At 33.5% G+C, this 19,139-nt stretch carries 18 protein-coding genes and 1 pseudogene; 6 read left to right on the top strand and 13 right to left on the bottom strand.

Annotated elements, in window-relative coordinates; all coding sequences use genetic code 11:
* The first annotated feature begins 82 nt into the window (after positions 1-82).
* A complete protein-coding gene (locus F9279_RS13510) occupies positions 83-556 on the top strand; it encodes a hypothetical protein (protein WP_152113855.1) in 474 nt (157 codons plus the stop codon).
* Positions 557-610: 54 nt separating this feature from the next.
* Here F9279_RS13510 and F9279_RS13505 read toward each other — a convergent pair whose 3' ends face one another.
* Entirely contained in the window at positions 611-2,863 is a 2,253-nt protein-coding gene (locus F9279_RS13505) for an EAL domain-containing protein (RefSeq protein ID WP_152113854.1), read from the bottom strand.
* A 472-nt stretch (positions 2,864-3,335) separates the two neighbouring features.
* Complete coding sequence (locus F9279_RS13500; protein WP_152113852.1) at positions 3,336-3,626, bottom strand: hypothetical protein; 291 nt, start codon at positions 3,624-3,626, stop codon at positions 3,336-3,338.
* A 265-nt stretch (positions 3,627-3,891) separates the two neighbouring features.
* Between F9279_RS13500 and F9279_RS13495 the strand changes: the two genes are divergently transcribed.
* Positions 3,892-4,755, top strand: coding sequence for a hypothetical protein (locus F9279_RS13495; protein ID WP_152113850.1), 864 nt, complete (start codon positions 3,892-3,894; stop codon positions 4,753-4,755).
* A gap of 883 nt (positions 4,756-5,638) precedes the next feature.
* Here F9279_RS13495 and F9279_RS13490 read toward each other — a convergent pair.
* Positions 5,639-6,580 carry an LCP family protein gene (locus tag F9279_RS13490; protein WP_152113849.1) on the bottom strand — a complete coding sequence of 314 codons (942 nt, stop codon included), beginning with the start codon at positions 6,578-6,580 and terminating at the stop codon, positions 5,639-5,641.
* Positions 6,581-6,947: 367 nt separating this feature from the next.
* Positions 6,948-7,040: pseudogene (locus tag F9279_RS13485) on the bottom strand (glycerate kinase); the annotation flags it as partial.
* A gap of 239 nt (positions 7,041-7,279) precedes the next feature.
* On the opposite strand from F9279_RS13485, the gene F9279_RS25205 reads away from it, so the two are divergent.
* The gene (locus F9279_RS25205) at positions 7,280-7,420 is read left to right on the top strand and encodes a hypothetical protein (RefSeq protein WP_193224569.1); all 141 of its coding nucleotides are present in this window, start codon (positions 7,280-7,282) and stop codon (positions 7,418-7,420) included.
* A gap of 101 nt (positions 7,421-7,521) precedes the next feature.
* Here F9279_RS25205 and F9279_RS13480 read toward each other — a convergent pair whose 3' ends face one another.
* Both F9279_RS13480 and F9279_RS25700 read right to left on the bottom strand, forming a co-directional pair.
* The gene (locus tag F9279_RS13480; protein WP_152113847.1) at positions 7,522-7,755 is read right to left on the bottom strand and encodes a hypothetical protein; all 234 of its coding nucleotides are present in this window, start codon (positions 7,753-7,755) and stop codon (positions 7,522-7,524) included.
* Positions 7,756-7,806: 51 nt separating this feature from the next.
* Positions 7,807-7,944, bottom strand: coding sequence for a hypothetical protein (locus tag F9279_RS25700; protein WP_226793495.1), 138 nt, complete (start codon positions 7,942-7,944; stop codon positions 7,807-7,809).
* A 609-nt stretch (positions 7,945-8,553) separates the two neighbouring features.
* Between F9279_RS25700 and F9279_RS13475 the strand changes: the two genes are divergently transcribed.
* Positions 8,554-9,276 carry a 3-ketoacyl-ACP reductase gene (locus tag F9279_RS13475; protein ID WP_152113845.1) on the top strand — a complete coding sequence of 241 codons (723 nt, stop codon included), beginning with the start codon at positions 8,554-8,556 and terminating at the stop codon, positions 9,274-9,276.
* Positions 9,277-9,616: 340 nt separating this feature from the next.
* Here F9279_RS13475 and F9279_RS13470 read toward each other — a convergent pair whose 3' ends face one another.
* From F9279_RS13470 to F9279_RS13460, 3 genes are all read right to left on the bottom strand, one after another.
* A complete protein-coding gene (locus tag F9279_RS13470) occupies positions 9,617-10,441 on the bottom strand; it encodes an aldo/keto reductase (RefSeq protein WP_152113843.1) in 825 nt (274 codons plus the stop codon).
* 141 nt (positions 10,442-10,582) lie between these two features.
* Positions 10,583-11,197, bottom strand: coding sequence for a nitroreductase family protein (locus F9279_RS13465; protein ID WP_152113841.1), 615 nt, complete (start codon positions 11,195-11,197; stop codon positions 10,583-10,585).
* A gap of 128 nt (positions 11,198-11,325) precedes the next feature.
* Complete coding sequence (locus F9279_RS13460; RefSeq protein ID WP_152113839.1) at positions 11,326-11,817, bottom strand: sigma-70 family RNA polymerase sigma factor; 492 nt, start codon at positions 11,815-11,817, stop codon at positions 11,326-11,328.
* Between the two features lie 463 nt (positions 11,818-12,280).
* Between F9279_RS13460 and F9279_RS13455 the strand changes: the two genes are divergently transcribed.
* Positions 12,281-13,705 (top strand): alanine/glycine:cation symporter family protein, encoded by a 1,425-nt coding sequence (locus tag F9279_RS13455; RefSeq protein ID WP_226793505.1) that lies wholly within the window; start codon positions 12,281-12,283, stop codon positions 13,703-13,705.
* A gap of 274 nt (positions 13,706-13,979) precedes the next feature.
* On the opposite strand, the gene F9279_RS13450 is transcribed toward F9279_RS13455, so the two are convergent.
* Together F9279_RS13450 and F9279_RS13445 are read right to left on the bottom strand one after the other, a co-directional pair.
* Entirely contained in the window at positions 13,980-14,708 is a 729-nt protein-coding gene (locus tag F9279_RS13450) for an amino acid ABC transporter ATP-binding protein (RefSeq protein ID WP_152113835.1), read from the bottom strand.
* On the bottom strand, positions 14,695-16,149 hold the full coding sequence (locus F9279_RS13445) for an amino acid ABC transporter substrate-binding protein/permease (RefSeq protein ID WP_152113833.1): 1,455 nt from the start codon (positions 16,147-16,149) through the stop codon (positions 14,695-14,697). Before F9279_RS13445 ends, F9279_RS13450 begins: the two co-directional genes overlap by 14 nt.
* Positions 16,150-16,510: 361 nt before the next feature.
* Between F9279_RS13445 and F9279_RS25200 the strand changes: the two genes are divergently transcribed.
* Complete coding sequence (locus tag F9279_RS25200; protein WP_193224568.1) at positions 16,511-16,774, top strand: hypothetical protein; 264 nt, start codon at positions 16,511-16,513, stop codon at positions 16,772-16,774.
* Here the strand turns inward: F9279_RS25200 and F9279_RS13440 are convergent.
* Both F9279_RS13440 and F9279_RS13435 read right to left on the bottom strand, forming a co-directional pair.
* Positions 16,771-18,213, bottom strand: coding sequence for a DHA2 family efflux MFS transporter permease subunit (locus F9279_RS13440; RefSeq protein WP_413463212.1), 1,443 nt, complete (start codon positions 18,211-18,213; stop codon positions 16,771-16,773). The genes F9279_RS25200 and F9279_RS13440 overlap by 4 nt on opposite strands.
* A gap of 44 nt (positions 18,214-18,257) precedes the next feature.
* Positions 18,258-18,833 carry a TetR/AcrR family transcriptional regulator gene (locus F9279_RS13435; RefSeq protein ID WP_152113830.1) on the bottom strand — a complete coding sequence of 192 codons (576 nt, stop codon included), beginning with the start codon at positions 18,831-18,833 and terminating at the stop codon, positions 18,258-18,260.
* Positions 18,834-19,139: the final 306 nt, after the last annotated feature.

Genomic DNA, 19,139 nt, shown 5'->3' with positions numbered 1-19,139 from the left:
CCTACTTCATTCTTAATAAATCTTCTCCTACTTAGGCGATTTCTGGTAAAATAGATATTAAAAGATACGAGGAGGATAATATATGGTTGAATTCTTTAAGCTCGTTTCTGATATTGTTAATATCTTTCATGAAGTTCTACAGGAATTAGCAAGAAGTCTTGGATTTCAAGCAACAGATAAAGAGTTACACTTATGGATTATTGGACTTATTGGCATCATTTCGTTTTTTTTCGTACAGCTTCTCTTCAAACGACTAGCAAAATGGAGTATCACGAGCATTTCTTTTATCTATACCTTTACCATGATTTTAGTTTTAGTATTTGCCATTGAAATACAACAAGGAATAACTAATAGTGGAAATGTCGAGTTTGCCGATGCAGTAGTAGGAATTTATGGATTTTTGCTCTTCTTTGCAGCGTACCTTTTCATCAGACTTCTATTTTACGGGATGAAAAAGCTTTTTAATAGACATTCCAAAGAAATAACAGTGGATGATTCTTCATCTGATAATACAGATCTTCCTATTTCTAGGAGTAAAAGATATCAGAGTAAATAAGCAAATAAAGGGACAAATTCTCCTATCATTTCTAGAATTTGTCCCTTTCTCTTCTCATATATAACCAATTGCATTCTGTCGTAGCATGTCTTCTAATTCTATCGCATTAACAGGTTCAGAAAAGAAATAGCCTTGACCTAAGTAACAATGATAATCTAACAATAAATTAATCTGATTTTCCTCTTCAATTCCTTCTACAATAACATTCAAGCCAAGATTATTGCCCATCTCTATCATTGTTTTTAATATGGTACGTTGATTATCATCATTAAGATTTTCCATAAAAGCTTTATCTATCTTAATAGAATTGATTGGTAGTTTTTGCAAAATATATAAAGAAGAATAGCCCGTTCCAAAATCATCAATGGATATTGATATTCCTAAACTTCTTAACTGACTTAATATTTTCGTAGATTCCTGTATATCCTGCATAATACTCTCTGTTATTTCTAATTCAATAATGCTAGTAGGTAAAGAGACATTCTCTAATGTTTTTTGCACATTTGCTATAAAATCATCTTGTTGTAGCTGTATAACAGAGACATTTACTGAGATGGTTAAATCCATAAAACCATTCTTTCTCCAAATCTTAATCTGTTCACACGCTTTCTTTAATACCCAATTACCAATTGCAATAATCTGCCCTGTTTCTTCTGCTATAGGGATAAATTCCACTGGGGAGACAAGTCCTAATTTTGGATGTTGCCAGCGAAGTAATGCTTCAACACTAATGATTTTTCTATTTCTTAAATCTACTTTTGGTTGATATAAGAGGAAGAATTGATTTTCTTTTACCGCTTTACTTAGCCCTTGTTCTAATAGTAGCTTCCGCTTAACGTTTGCCATCCGTTCTGAATGAAAATGCTGGAAATGATTTTTTCCTGTTTCTTTTACATAGTTCATAGCAATATCTGCGTTTCTAAGTAATTCTTCTGCTGATTTTCCATTCTCAGGATAAATACTACTACCAATACTCGTTGTTACCATTATTTCACAATCAGAAAGGAAAAATGGGTCACCAAACTGCCTTACTATCCTTTTCGATTGTTCTACACAATATTCTTCCGTTGTATTGGATAGTATGATTACAAATTCATCTCCACCAATTCGAAAGAGGTATTCCCCATTACTAATGAAAGATTCTAGCCTTTTCGCAGCCTGAACTAAGATTTGATCTCCTTTGTCATGTCCTAATGAATCATTTACTGTTTTAAACCGATCTAGATTAATTAATAGAATGCCAGTATTAGTGTCCTTTTTACATCTTATCAAGTGATTTAAGATTTCTAGAAAACTAATTCTATTTTTCAAACCAGTAAGTGAATCATGATTAGCTATATATGTATACTCTTTTCTTAATTTTTCATTTTTATTTAGCACAAAGGACTGGTATATAATAATAAAAAGAAGCAAAACGGATAATCCTAAGCTTATTGCATTAAATTCCCATCTACTAGTAAAAACTAAAAAAAGAAGCATTATGATACTTAAGTAAGGAAAAATAGAGATTTCCTCTTTTGCTCTATCATATACCATGTTCTCTTGGTGAGCGCTCTCCCTCTTCCGATCATAAACAGCTGCATAGCCAATAAATAATAAAGAAAATATCCAAAAAACATCTAAAATAGTACCGTATTGGAAGGTATTATGAATAGAGGAATAGACTAAGTATGTATCAGCAATAACCTGAAATAGAAAACCACAGCTAATTGTCAGCATTAACTTTTTCTCAGAACTGTATTTTGTAACATAATATAATACCGATAAAACAAATAAAATAATGATATTTGTGATTGGATATCCTAATGTTACCAGTCGTTTAAAAAAGGAGCCAGTAGTTGATTGTAATAGAGGCTGAATTAAGTAATCAATGCTAATAGAAAAGATAGTGATTGCATATATGATCATGTAAAAAAATTGAAAGCCAATAGAAACTTTCTTACTCACTGCCTGTATCTTAACAAGTAAGGCTGTTATGAAAAATAAATAGGCTATAAACCATAAACTATAAGAAATAATGGTCTGATTAATCATCCCAAACTTTAGTTGTCCATATAACCAAATAAAATTGGACAATAAATAAAATTGGACTCCAATCAGAATAAACCTCCAAAAGAGTTTTTTCACGCTTTTATTCTTCACTAAGGACCATATCCAGTAGAGACTAAATAATCCTGCTCCTATTTGCATGATATTTAATCCTAAAGCTATTAACCATTTGTTATCATAAAAGAGAATATTCCACCCCATGAAAATAAATAGAGTGCTAACAAATGTGAATCCTACTATTCTTTTAACACTCCACATGTCTTCTCCTCACTATTACTGCTTATTCGATTGCGCTCGTCATATTAACAGCTTTTAAGAAACATTATTTATTTCATCAGGCTTATATGATTTAGAGCATTAAGCAACAATCTTATAAAAACTGTAATACAAGATAAAATATAGTACTATTTTACCATCATTTGAAAAAATCTAACAATATTTTTCATGATATAGCCTATATTTATAGGGATTTAAATGAGAAAGAAAGCAAATATGTAAATGTCAAAGTAACTATGTGCTGCTATGACTGTTTTTATAAATTTATAAATACCCTATTTCTAGATTGCGGCTGTTTCAATCTTACAAAGTCATTGTGAGGAGCCTTCTAAGAACCGTTCCTCTTCATTTTTTTTGCTTTCATGGTTCTGATACCTCTTTAATGAACCGCTTTTTTAATTAGTTGGAGTTATTAAGATAATAGAAACAGTTTTCTGAATGCACAATAACCAAGTTAATTTAGCATTTCAGTCTGTTTACACTTATGATAGAGACTCTTTAGTGTAATACCAGTAGTTATTAAGAGGAGCAATAACAAAGTAGATAGGAGATAAAAAGAAGTGTTAGGATAATAGGAGAATTGAATATAATAGTAAATAGAAATGCCTATTAAAATAGTTAAAAACATTTCAAATACAAAAGCAACTAACATGAACATGATATATGGATATACTATCCCTTTATGATTTACATGTTCCAAAGTTATCCCTTCCCAAAAAAGATTAGCCAATCTATTTTCTTTCATGGAGTCCACTCCTTCGGAAGAATAGTTCTTCCCCTTATTTATAGACTATCTCCCGGCTCTTCATGAAGTCTTTTACCAACAGGCACTCGTCTTATCATCCTAATAGATGGACTCTCTCTATCCGTGAGACATTCTATAAATAATTCTATGATTCTACTTTGGAAATATCCCTATTAAATGAAGGTTTGTTCATTGTCTTGTTTTGCTAAATTGTGTAAGATAGACTCTTATTAGATCAAAAAAATTTATGTCCTGAGGTGCTAATATGTTTACAATGAATACCTATACAGACCGTGGAATGAAAATGGTCAAGTTAGAAAATAATGCACTACAATCTAAACTACTTCTCTCCCTTACTAGAGGAGGCATGATTACGGAGTTAACAATAAAAAATGAATCTCTCTTGTATATGGATAATGATTCTTTCTATGATATGAGTAAAAGCATTCGGGGTGGCATTCCTATTCTTTTCCCCATTTGTGGAGCTTTAACAAATAAGCAATATAGATGGAACAACCATACTTATGCAATGAATAATCATGGATTTGCTCGAGATATGGAGTGGGTCGTTGAAAGAACTGAACTAACAGAGGATTATGCTGAGATTGATGTAAGTTTAACTTCAACACAAGAAACCTTGGATGCCTTTCCATTTGCTTTTACCATTCTATTCACATACACACTTAATGCTTCTTCACTTATGATTAAGCAACAATTTATCAACGATTCAGAAGACGAAATGCCAATATCCGCTGGTTTCCATCCATATTTCAAAGGAAATCATAAGAAAATTAACTATACTATTCCCTCTACTAAACGCTTCGATTACCATGATAGACAATGGAAGGATAAAAGTGGTTTTCCAACTGAAGTATCCCTCCATGAAGCACAGGTTTTCACTGAACTAAAAGAAAATGTAGTAATATTCCAAAATGAAAATCATTCTTCTATTCAATTAACCTTTAGTCCAGAATATAAATATATAGCTGTATGGACAGAGAAGGAAGAAGAATATGTATGTATCGAGCCTTGGATGGGCTTGATGGATGAGATAAATACAAATAGAAATATAACTACCATCTCACCAAAAAGTGCATTAGAGACAAACTTTACGATAGAAATGCTATAAAAAATGAAGATGAATAATTTATGTGGCATTAGTCTGTCGAGAACTTGCATAGGTAATGAACTAACGGAATAGGGGATGATTTCTGTGGGGCTCGCGCTGAGCCGCGGTCTACACATGCGCCTGCAGGGGCTCAGCTGTCTCGCAGATCCCACAGGGAGTCTCACCCATGGAACGTAGATCATCTGGATAAAAATTCTATTTTATCTTTCTAAATTACTTTTGCGTCAAGCTGATGCCATAGATCTTTTTGGGATGTTAGTTTTCTTAAGTATTTCATTGGTCAACCTGTTCGAAAGGGATAGAAGACTTTCAACTGTCTCATTACAAAATCCAATATCACCGCATCGATTTTAATTTTACTATTTACATTTGAATAGGTGACGTACATACAAGCTCTCTCGTTTTCTATTGAATATACCAGGGGTTTCACCGTTATTTTCACTTTTTTTCCCATAGACAATTTTGTTTTTCAACATTATGAGGATGAGGCCTAATTCGTTTGGCCTCATCCTTTCCTACTCTCACTTATAAAGATCTCGACTCTTATAGCCAGCTGCTAAAATTACGTTCTTCCACATTTTTACCCGTCATTCATATAAATTCAATCCAAAATCCCTTCATTTATTTTTCTCCAATTATCTTTGAATACAAGTTTACTATTCTTTCATTACGTCTATATAGAGAGAAAGACGAAAGGTGTGATTAAAATGGTTACAAACAAAGATTTAAAGGATAAAACGGTTGACCGTGATTTTAAGGTTACAGATGAACAAAGGAAGGTAAAAGAGGAGAAAGAAAAGAAAAGTAAAAAAGAAGATAAGTAATTAGCCTTAATAAGAAGGAACAGTCTCCTTCTTAACAGAAAGTAACTGTTCCTTCTTAATTATTGTAGATTTTCACTTAACAAATCATGTACTTTTTCTTTTTCTTCTTCAGAAACAATCAAGTAATATGTTTCTCCTGGTGGGGTCCCTTCTCCAGTAACTTCATATTGTTCAATAGATGATAATACTTTTCGATAATTTTTTTGGATATCCATCATTTGATCAAAAGCAATATTTGTTTTAACATTTTTACCTAAAGCATCTAGGATTTCTTTGAAATTTTTGACAGAGGAAACACTGGTTGCTTTATCAATAATACTATTTAAGACCTTACGCTGTCTTTCATTTCTTCCAAAATCACCGTTAGGATCCAAATGACGCATTCTAATAAACCCAAGTGCTTTGGCTCCGTTCAATTTTATTTCTCCCTTTTTATAATGGTATCCTGGTTTATAGTATCCTTCATCATACCAGTCCAAATCATTTTGAACTGTTATGCCTCCAAGAGCATCAACAAGTGCGCTTAATGCTTCCATATTAACTTGGATATAATAGTCCATATGAATACCAGTGAAATCTTCTACAGTAGCTTTTGCCATATCAACTCCGCCATAAGCATATGCAGAATTAATTTTTGTCACTTTTCCTTTTCCAATGATTTCTGTTTTAGTGTCACGTGGTATGCTTACTATTTGCATTTTTTCTTTTTCAGGATTAAGTGTTAGTACCATAAGTGCGTCGGATCGTCCAACGTCTCCTTCTCTTTCGTCTACTCCCATAAGTAAAATAGAAATTGGTTCTCGCGCTTCTAAAACTTCTTCTTTTTCTTGACTATTACTATTCTTATCTTCCTCAGTCGGAGTATACATGTCTTCAGCTGTTTTTTCTACACTATTATAAACATAATAAACATATGACCCTAACACGATGACAATTATTGCCAAAACGGTAAATATAGTATATCTAACTCTTTTCCTATTAATTCTTCTTTTTGCTCTCATTTTAAACTCTCTTTCTTTTATGTTTTATTTCAATAGTTTCTTTAATCCACAATCTTAAAAATAACATATACTTGAAGTATTATAAAGAAAGAAAATGAAAAAATGATGAAAAAAGGATTATTTTGGAGAAAAATGTATTATTAACTCAATCTTTGTATCAATTAAAACAAATAATTTCAACAAGCAGTATTTTCTAACATATAATAACAACATTCCATGTTAGAAAAATAATCACAAATGTATACTGAAGAGGTTTCTTTTTATATAATAGCCAATCATGGCACATCTATGCATTGAATAATATCTCCCGTTTAATGAACTAACTACATTAGTAGTAAGAAGATATTTCGATATCTTCTTACTGGACTTTTAAAATACACCCCAAGTGCTGGAGCATTCCTACTCCTCCGTCATTTGCTGCACTTCCCCCAATACCTATTAATATCCTTTTTACACCATGTCAAGAGCATGCTTAATTATGTGTAGAAAACAGGCAATTTCCCTTATCTTCATTTATTAATGTTAAGACATAGCATGGTGTTTGTTATCAAACTTCCATCCTGGGAAATAAAACTGCATTTCTATTAAATCACCTCGGGAATTTAACCCCATTTCATTTGCTTTTAAAATTAGCATAGGTACCTATCATCAAGGAACAATTCGTGCACTAGAAAAGGTGCTATTGTTTCTATCTATATAATGGAAAAAGCGACGGAACCAGGTATAACTAAGAATGATTGGATTAAGCGAGGAACCAGATCACTCATTGCAGAGTTAGTTCGGGTAACAGCAGAATTTCTAATAAGTCAGGAGTTTTCTATCCAAACACTGTATATCTAATACAGACTAATGATTAAGAGAGGTTAGCAGATAATGTAACCTCTCTTCTCTTATGCATTGTTATTGCCAACCAATTAATACAAGGAAGCCAATGATCCATATCATGGGAATACAATGAATGATAATAGTATTCTTGTTTTTCTTAATCTGTATACCCAGCCTAAAATGGAACATATAAGCACTGCTACAGGATAAAGACCAATTCCCCCCACAAAAGCAATATTAGTAAATCCAACACCATTATCAAAGCTCATAAAGGATAATCCAAACACAATTAACCAAGGTAGCAAGCTTGCCACATATATTACTTCACTTATAATCAAAAAGATAATCATTTTTTTACTCCTTCAAACAAGTACGTCCTGCCTAATCATTTGTTTTCTGCTTTATTTAGCCCCACTCACTTTCAGGTGCCCAATAGAGAATATTAGTGCTGCTAATCCTAACCAGAAGGATTCTCCTATTATAGCGGCAAGAAAGAATATACAACAAGGTAGTACTGCCATTGGGATTGGAATAAGCAAAAAAGAACAAAATAAAAAACTATACTTTCTTCCATTAAGGAGATATCTTACCCAAAGAAAGTAGTATGCACAAAGACAAAAAACTAATAACATCCACCAAATATTCAATGATATAAATTCTATTGGGGTAGTAATCACAAAAAACAGACAACTTACTTGCCCTAGTCTTTCTATTGCATAAAAGAAGAAATGACTCTTATTACTTTCAGTGGGAACATCTTTTGGTGGGAATAAACTTAAAAATAACAAATTAGGAAGAAGTAATAATACACTTATCAACAAGCCATTATAGGAGACTAATAGAGACATGGATTCTCTCCTTATTTTATTATTAACGATTTTCAAAGTTATTAGTAGCTAGTTAAATGGTAAGATGATTCTAATTCTTAACTCACCATCTCAAGCACTTTCTCTAATAGAACAACTTTATCATTATTATAATCACTAACTGTCGCTCTGGATATAGTTATATGTATATATAAATAACTCTCTAATATTCAAGCACAACGAAAGTCTACTTTCTTGATTATTATAGGTAATAAAGCATAGAATATAAGCGTAATCAATGAAATTGGGAAGATTAAGATGAAGGAAAAGGAGTTGCTTATTTTGGCTCAATCATTACAAGGTAAAGTTGCTTTTATTACTGGAGCAGGAAGAGGGATTGGAAAAGCAGTGGCTATTGCTCTAGCAAAAGAAGGTATAAATATCGGATTATTTGGTCGTACAGAAGAGTCACTTAAAGAGGTTTCTATGGAGTTAGAGCAATATGGTGTTCAATCATCCTATGCAATCATGGATGTATCCTCTTTAGAGGATGTTGAAAAAGCTATAGAGAATGTTACTACTACATTAGGCAAAGTCGATATTCTAATCAATAATGCGGGAATTGCAAAGTTTGAATCCTTAGTGGATATGGATCCTAGCACTTGGAAAGAAATTATTGATGTGAATTTAATGGGTCCATACTATGTAACAAAGACTGTACTGCCTCAGCTAATAGAAAAAAATGCTGGAGATATTATTAATATTTCCTCTACAAGTGGCCTTAATGGTGCTGCAACCTCAAGTGCTTACAGTGCATCTAAGTTCGGATTGATTGGAATGACTGAATCGTTAGCGCAAGAAGTTCGTAGAAACAATATACGTGTTACTGCCTTAACTCCTAGTACTGTAGTGACTGATTTAGCTGTCGAAACGAACTTAATAAGTGGAAATCAAGACAAATACATGCAACCAGAAGATATAGCAGAAATAATTGTTTCCCAATTAAAATTAAATCCTCGTATTTATATTAAAAATGCTAGTATGATAGCTACTAATCCATTTTAATGTAAGTGTCTCCTTGAGGTTAATTACCTGTAGAAGAATAGTCGGAGGATTTCCGACTATTTTATTTTCATCTTGAAATATAGCTCCAATAGGCGGAGTTTTTCCGACTATTTACTATAAACGCATAAAATATATAGATTTTTCTTTACTTAACCGGAAAAACTCCCCTTAATATCCTCAAAATAGGAGTTAATCTGCACTTAACCGGAAATTTTCCGCTTATTTTTCTGATTGCTACAGTTTTGATGGTGTGCCAAACATATTTTAGCACCTAAGGAATTGGCCAGGGGTTTCTTTTCTAAAAAAGAAGTCTGGAATTGACCAGGCTTCTTCTTATTTATTAACGCATATTTAGTTCGTTTGGATGTGGCCCTTTACGTCTGTTCTTATTAATGCCATTTATTTCTCTCATCTCATCAGCACTTAACTCAAAGTCAAAGACTTGGAAGTTTTCTTCAATTCTAGAAGGAGTAACTGATTTAGGAATAACAATTGTGTTATTTTGCAAATGCCAGCGTAATACCACTTGTGCAGGAGTTTTTCCTTTTGCTTCTGCAATGTTCGTAACAACTTCGTCTTGCAAGACCTCTCCACCTTGGTCCAGTGGACTCCATGCTTCAATAAAAATATCATGATCAGCACAAAATTCTTTTAATTCTGTTTGTGCTAAATATGGATGACATTCTACTTGATTAAGTACTGGCTTCACTTCACACTCTTTTATAATACGTTCCAAATGCTCTATTTCAAAGTTACAAACGCCAATTGCTTTTACTCTGCCATCTTTATAAAGTTTTTCTAATGCTCTATATGTATCCACATACTCATCATACTCAGGAGTTGGCCAATGGATCAAATACAGATCAATATAATCAAGACCTAATCTCTCTAAGCTTTCATCAAATGCTCTTAACGTGTTTTCATATCCTTGATCACTATTCCAAACCTTTGTTGTAATAAACAAATCTTCACGAGGAATAGAAGAATCCTTGATTGCTTTTCCAACACCCTTTTCATTCTTATAAACCATAGCGGTATCAATGGAAGTATACCCAACCTTAAATGCCGTACTAACTGCAACTGCAGCCTCTTCATCTGCAACTTGCCATACACCGAAACCTAGCTGAGGCATCTTCAAACCATTATTTAATGTAACAAAGTTCATTCTACACACTCCCTTATTCTTAATCACTTACTAGTGTACCGTGCTAAAAAAATTATTACAAAAATAATGTTCTCCCTTTAGAAGAAAATCATACAAAAAAGGCTATCCTTTATAAACTCTTAGGAATAGCCTTCTAATTAATTAATAAAACTTAACAATTTTTTCTAATGGTAATCTACTTGAGTTAAAAGCAGGTGCTTTTGCTTTCCCTAAAGCAATTAGAGTAATTGGGAATTGATTCTCTGGAAGTTCGAAACGCTTTGCAAACGCCGCTTTATCGAATCCACCCATTACAACTGTGTCATATCCACGCTCTTTTGCTAATAATAGAATTTGCATAGAGATTAAACCTGCATCATGACTAGCAATTTGAGATAACACTTGCTGTGGAAACTTAGAATATGAATTATAAGTATTAGCAGCATATTTTTCTGCAGTGTCTTGATCCATATATCCTAGAGCAACATTTTGTGCATAGATATTTTCTGCATTTTCATATGCTTTTGTATCTCCTAAAACTGCAATAATAGCAGATGATTCTTCAATTTGTGCTTGATTATTTCCAATAGCTCTTAATTCCTTTTTCATTTCTTGATCTTGAATGACAATAAATCTCCAAGCCTGTAGGTTACTAGAAGATGGGGCACTAGAAGCAATTTCTAGAATCTCTTCAATTTCTTTCTTTTCTATTTTATATTCAGAGTCATAAACTCTAACTGATTTACGTGCTTTCATAACTTCTTCTAAATGGGACATTTTATCTCACTCCTTCTAATGTATCGATAGTACATTGTATATAAAAACTAACTTATCATTAGTAAGTTAGCTTGTCAAAAAAGTTGACTTACTATCTGTTTAAAGTATTAAATAGATTCATACACCATTCATATATAGCTCTTTAATCTACTTTTTAATTTTTCCTTCGCACCCTTCTTCCACCATTTTACTGCTGATAACGAAACCTGCTCTTTCTCCGCAATTTCTCTTACAGTCAGTTGATAAATAAAGGTATCGATCACCCATTTTGTCTCATATTTAGATAATCCATAGCAAAGTCCCCTCATATAGTCTTCCTCTTCTTTGTATAACTCAGGACTTATTAGTAAGTCCCAAAACTCATCTTTTGGATAAGCACTCCTATCTGCTTGTCTTCCTCTTTTCTTCAGTTCATCTAGAAAACGACCTCTCATATGCCGATACAAATAATTACTATATTCCCCCTTTTCTTGGTTAAAATTTTCACTCGCTTCCCATATACTAATAAGTCCCATTTGCATAAATTCATCTTTATCCTTGTAAATAGCTAATTTTTTAATCATGTGATGAATCATTGGTGTAAATTCACGTACTAATTGATCATAGCTTTTCCTGTCCACAAGCTTTTCCTTTCAGAAAAGTACTTTTCTTCTGTTTTCCTAGGTAGCTTTACATTACTAAAAAGTAATATTTTATACCTCTATAGAAATAAACAGAATGCTTCATAGAAACGAAATATTTCTTTTATATGAATGGCATAAGTGGAAAAATAAAACGTTAAACTTGCAAAATAATTGTAATTTAGTGTTTTACTTATATAAATTCATGGGTAAAAACAACTAACTAAATAGCTAGCTCTTGGTATTCCATTCGGAGTTAGTTTTAAGAATATTAAAAATTTTTCAATGTTATTTCAACTTAATTCGCAAGTGTGTTCACACCAGTAATGACATAGCCCCAGCTAACTTTACAAATATTTCCTTCGACGTTTTACACTGTTTTTCGACTGCAAATTTATTTGACAGGCGCAAAAATGTTCGCGATAATTGGAAGCATAAAATTTTTGGGAGGGGTTGCGTGAATATTATTGAAACATTTATTTCAAATGGAAATACGTTACTTTGGGGGTATGTACTGATAGCACTACTGCTTATACTCGGTATTTACTTCACCATTGGCTCGAGGTTTGCACAAGTAAGGTATATTAGCGAAATGTTCCGACTACTAAAAGTCAAGGAAAAAGAGACCGAAAATGCTAGCACGAAACAAATTTCTTCTCTACAAGCATTTTTTGTAGGGGCAGGTACTCGAATTGGTACAGGCAATCTTGCAGGAGTAGCCATTGCCTTAGCAATTGGAGGACCTGGAGCAGTATTTTGGATGTGGATGGTAGCCATTCTCGGTAGTGCCAGCTCTTTTGTTGAAAACACTCTGGCACAAATTTATAAAACGAAAGATAATGGACGATTTAAAGGTGGTCCTGCTTACTATATGAAAAAACAGCTTAATAAAAAATGGATGAGTGTCATTTTTGCTGTTATGATGATCCTTTCATATGGTACCACCTTTAACGCAGTACAAAGTAACACAATTGCAGTTGCATTAGAAAATTCCTTTGGTATCAGCCCAATCATTGCTGGAATTGCATTAGTTTTTCTTACTAGTTTAGTAGTATTTGGTGGTATTAAACGAATTGCTGATATCTCATCAATAATTGTTCCCTTTATGGCCTTTGGCTACATTCTCCTTGCAGTCTTTGTAGTAATCACAAATATTACAGAGATTCCTCATGTTTTAGCATTAATTTTTAAGAGTGCTTTCGGTTTGGAACAAGTAGTTGGCGGAGGTATTGCCGCAGCTATTATGAATGGAGTAAAAAGAGGACTTTTCTCCAATGGCGCTGGGATTGGCGGAGATCCGATAGCTGCTGCTACAGCATCCGTATCCCACCCAGCTAAACAAGGATTTATTCAAGCATTAGGAGTATTTTTTGATACATTGCTTGTATGTTCAGCCACAGCATTTATCATACTAACCTCTAATGCATATGGAACTGGCCTGACTGGTATTGAATTATCACAAGCTGCCATGGCTGAGCATTTTGGCACTTGGGGCGGAATGTTTTTAGGAGTAGCCATCTTCTTATTTGCCTTTACTTCTATCATTGGCTGTTACTACTACGGAGAAGCTAACTTACCATTCATCAATAAAAGTAAGATTTTCTTACAATTTTATCGTATATTAGCACTAGGAATGGTCATGTTCGGTGCGGTTGCAAATTTACAAATTGTTTGGGATTTGGCAGACTTTACGATGGCCATTATGGCAATTGTCAACCTAATTGCCATTGCAATCCTTGGTCCTATTGCCTTTAAAGCCCTTGACCATTATATGAAGCAGCGGAAATTAGGAAAAGAACCTGTTTTCTATCGAGATGACATTAAAGGATTAAATGGCGTAGAAGCTTGGCCAACAAGAAAAAAAGAAACAATAAAAGAAGTTATATAAGAGAAGATAATTAGTAAAAAAGAGCTTTGCCAACCAGGCAAGGCCTTTTTTACTGTGATGAAGAACAATGTAGCAATTGAGTATAAGTTGAAACCATTTGAAAGATATCGGTAAACCATTGGATTTGAACTTAGCAGCTCAATTCAAATCCACTTCATTCAAAAAAGCGCAGAGAGTGAATCTCTACGCTTCAAACTATCAACAACCACTAAGATTGCGGTTGTTGTTTTACTCATCTGTACTCCATCAATGTACGTAACGACTTCTAGAGTTCTTATAATACCTTCTCCAAGAAATCTCTTGTTCGCTCATTTTGAGGATTCCCAAAAATCTCCTGTGGTGTCCCCTCTTCTACGATAAAGCCTTTATCCATAAAAATTACTCGATCTGCTACTTCTCTTGCAAATCCCATTTCATGAGTAACAATGACCATTGTCATTCCCTCTTGTGCTAGCTGCTTAATAACATTAAGTACTTCGCCAACCATTTCAGGATCTAAGGCACTAGTAGGTTCATCAAATAGCATAATATCAGGGTTCATTGCTAGTGCACGGGCAATCGCTACCCTTTGCTTTTGACCACCAGATAAGTTAGCTGGTCTAGCTTGTGCTTTATCCTTTAGTCCTACTCGCTCTAACAATTCAAGTGCTTTCGCTTTTGCTTGTTCTTTTGTAGCCTTTTTTAACTCAACAGGTGCAAGAGTAATATTTTCTAGAACCGTTAAATTTGGAAATAAATTAAAGTGCTGAAACACCATTCCAATGTTTTCTCTCACTTTGTTTATGTCTGTATTCTTATCTGTTAGATGTGTATTATTAACCAATACATCTCCACCAGTTACTTCTTCTAACATGTTCAAACAACGAAGAAGTGTACTTTTTCCAGATCCAGAAGGTCCGATTAGACATACTACTTCGCCTTCTTTGACTTCTAAATCAATTGACTTTAATACTTCTAAACTTCCATATGATTTCTTTAGATCAGTTACTTTAAGCTTGGCCATTTTTAATCCTTCTTTCTAACACATTTGAGACTTTGGTTAAAATGATAATTACAATAAAGTACATAATACCAACGATTAACCACATCTGGAATGACTCAAGGTTTCTAGCGATAATAATCTTTCCACTTTGAGTAAGTTCATTAATTCCGATAATGGATAATATAGAAGTATCTTTCAACGTGATAACAAACTGGTTAATAAAAGATGGAATCATTAATTGTACTGCTTGTGGTAAAACAACTTTAGCCATTGCTTTTCCATAAGGAAGACCTAAACTTCGAGCTGCCTCCATTTGACCTTTATCAACTGATTGAATTCCACCACGAACAATTTCCGCCATATAAGCACCCGCATTTAAGCTTAGTGTTATAAGACCTGCAGCGACTGCAGAAATTCGGAAATCTAGTGCTGCTGGGATACCAAAGTAAATAAAGAAAGCTTGAACAATTAAAGGTGTACCTCTAAATATATCAATATAAATGATAGCTAATGTACTTAATACTTTGTTTTTTGCAATTCGGAATAAACCAAACATTATACCTAAAATAGTCGCAATAATTAATGAAACAACTGTTAAAAATAAGGTCATACCTAACCCAGAAAGTAGGCTTGGCATACTTTCTTTTATTAGCCCAAAGAAGCCTGTATCTACTTTTGCTTCATCAGATCCTGTTTCTAGATACTTGTCCAAAATCTCTTGGTATTCACCAGAAGCCTTAAGGTTAGTAAGTCCGTTATTGAACATCTCTAAAAGTTCCGTATTTTGTCCTTTAGAAACAGCAAATCCATATGAAGCACCTGCTTCTTTATCTGTAACACTCTTTAGTCCATTTCCTTGCTTAATTCCGTAAGCTAATACCGGATAATCATCAAATACGGCAACAGAGTTCCCTGTACGTACGTCCTCATACATATTTGCTGAATCATCAAATGTAACAATTTGAAAACCGTATTGATCTTGAATACTTTCAGCAAAGCTAGCTCCCTCTGTACCTGTTTTAACCGCTACTTTTTCGCCTTTTAAATCTTCATAAGAAGTAATATTGTCATTTTCACTATCAACAGCCATTATGATGCCTGAATCAAAGTATGGATCAGAGAAATCAAACTTCTTTTGTCTTTCCTCTGTAATGCTCATACCTGCGATAACAGCATCTACTTGTTGTGATTCTAACGCTTGAACTGCTGCATTAAAGCCTAAAGGCTTTACTTCATATTTAAATCCTTGATCTTTTGCTATTGCAGCTAAAAGATCCATATCTATCCCAACAAAATCCCCATTAACATCTTGAAATTCAAATGGAGCAAAGGTAATATCTGTGGCAATCTGATAGGTTTTCTCCTCTGCTTGAACCTTAGAAGTAGGAAGGATGATATTAAATGCAGTAAAGATAACTGCGAAGAATAATATAAAACTGGTTAACCTCTTGCTTACTTTCATATATCTAGCTCCTTACAATAATGTATGATAAGAACAGAATTTGCTCTTTCCAATTTTCATGTCAGAAAATCTAACAAAAACATAATTTACATAATACTATGTATTTGAAGAATTGTACAGATAGGATTTTTTCACAAGTATCAAGAAGCTTTCCTAGTAAAGCAAACTAATAACAAGGGAACTTTATGATTTTTATTATTTCTAAATAGAGAAGAATAGATGCAAACATTTTCATTTACTACCTAAAACAATATAAAAAGTAATAAAGGAAGTAGAATTTACATTGCAAAATATACTTATATTATTTAATTAAGATAGCCTCAAGAGGGCACATGAACAACTAAGCTCTAACCATCAATGCATGGATTTAGAATCCTTTTTTACTGATTATGATAAACATCTTATTACTACTTCCCATGAACAATTGGATCAACCGTTTGTATTTGAACATGCAAACAGATACTTCTTAGTAAATTCCATTGACTTTGTGTACGAAGAAGGACAAGCAAAGTTACATGCTCTTGTTGACATTACTCAGGAAAAAGAAAATGAAAGGCTAATAATTCGAATAGAAAAAATGCCGACTATACACATAGTCGACATTTTCTTACAAACCCTTTATTAATTATGTTCCACTTTCACTCTTTTAACAAAGAAAGCAAGAACTAAACCAATTACAGCAATAATGATAGCAAAGATAAATGATCTATGAACACCTTCTGTAAATGCTAATAATGGATTTAATGGGTTAGCTGGATCAGCAGGGCTGCTTAAATAAGCTTTAGTCCCTGAAGACAATAAGGATATGGCAATAGCAGTTCCGATTGCACCAGCAACCTGTTGCAATGTATTCATAATAGCTGTTCCATCTGGATATAATTCTGGCGGTAACTGATTTAAACCATTAGTTTGAGCTGGCATCATTATCATTGAAACACCCACCATTAATACAATTAACATTCCAATGATAAAACCTTTTGATGTCTCTAAATCAATCGTAGATAAACCGAATAACGCGCCAATAACCAATACAAGACCAGGAATAACTAACCATCTAGGTCCGAACTTATCAAATAGCCCACCCATAATTGGAGATAATAATCCATTCATTAATCCACCAGGAAGTAAAAGTAACCCTGCAGTAAATGTGCTAAGTGCTAATACATTCTGTAAGTAAAGTGGTAATAAAATCATGGACGAAAGCATAACCATCATAACAATTACTACTAAAATTAAGCCAAGTACGAACATTGGATATTGAAATGCTCTTAAGTTAATAACAGGCTGCTTCATTTTCAACTGACGAATTGAGAATAGTAATAAACCTAGTACACCAGCAACTAAGGCAATGATTACTTCATGACTTCCCCAGCCTCCGCCTTCACCTGCACTACTAAATCCGTAAACAATTCCTCCAAAACCAATAGTAGAAAGTATGATAGATAAGATATCCATTTTTGGTTTAGTAGGAGTTGTAACATTTTGCATAAAGAAACTCCCAAACACAAGAGCAACTACTAAAAGTGGTAAAGAAATCCAGAAAATCCAGTGCCAAGTTAATGATTTCAGGATTAATCCTGAAATAGTTGGACCAACAGCTGGAGCAAAACTAATTACTAACCCCATTAAGCCCATTGTTTTCCCACGATTTTGTGGTGGGACAAGTACTAATATTGTATTAAACATTAACGGTAATAGTAGTGCTGTTCCAACCGCTTGCACAACACGAGCAATCATTAGTATGGTAAAAGTTGGTGCAATTGCTGCAATAACTGTCCCTACAATAGAAAAAATGAGTGATGTAATAAATAATTGTCTAGTTGTAAACCATTGTAGTATTAATCCTGATACAGGAACTAAAATACCAAGTGTTAATAAATATCCTGTTGTTAACCATTGTACTGTTGTTTCCCCAATACCAAAATCACCAATAATACTTTGTAATGCCATATTAAGAGCAGTTTCACTAAAAAGACCAATAAAACCTGCAATTAGGAATGAAGCAATAATAGGCATTGTTTTTATATCATCTCTAGCAATAGCTGAGCCATTATTAGCAGACATATCAATATTCATTCTTGTGTTTTCCCCCTTTTAATCTGTAAAAATTATTGTTTCAACAACATTTCTAATTGATTGGAAATACATCGAAGTGGATAACTACTTTTATTTGTAACAGCAAGCATGCAACCACCCTCAATTAAAGCATTTAGAGTGACCCCTAACTCCCTTGCTTGATCTGCATCAAACCCAAAATCCTCTAGCCTTTTTGTATAGAGATCTTGCCAAGCATTAAAGGTTTCTGCACAAGCTTTACGTAAAGACTCATGTGTACTGGCAGTTTCTGATGCAATTAAGCTAATTTGCAACCCTTCTACTTCCATGCTTCCATGCTGATCACACATATTGGCGATAGAATTCACATGGAGTTGAAATGACTCAATAGCTGACTCACCTTTACACAAGTCTTCTCTTGTCTTTTCCAGAACAAGCTCTTTCATGCGCATAATAGCCTCTCTTGCAATTTCCTCTTTCCCGTTTGGAAAATGATAATAGAGAGAACCTTTTGGTGCACCACTTTCCTCAATGATTTGCTTGAGACCTGTAGCGTGATATCCTTGTAGTTGAAATAAATGAGTAGCAGTCATTAGTATTGCATCTCTTTTACTATTTTGCTTCTTCACGTATAATCATCTCTTTTTTGTAGAATAAAATTATAACGACTGGTCTACATAATAATAATGCGATGTTATTTTTATGTCAAGATAATCTAGGTATCTTTTTTACATTTTAACTATGTATATATTATTAACACCTCCTGATACGTTCATTCTCATTATGTCTAATAAGATACTTGTTTTCCACATTACATCTATTAATTTTTTGTAAATAATTTATCAACAGGTTCATCATTTAGACAGGAAGAATTTCTATAATGAAGACATTACACAAATTAAGATAACTAGCTACTGTGGAGCACTTTCACCTAT

This window comes from Bacillus sp. B1-b2 (assembly GCF_009183415.1).
Taxonomy (GTDB): Bacteria; Bacillota; Bacilli; order Bacillales; family Cytobacillaceae; genus Niallia.
Note: the sequence above shows the minus strand (reverse complement) of the source record. Positions and strands in the feature narration are given on the sequence as shown.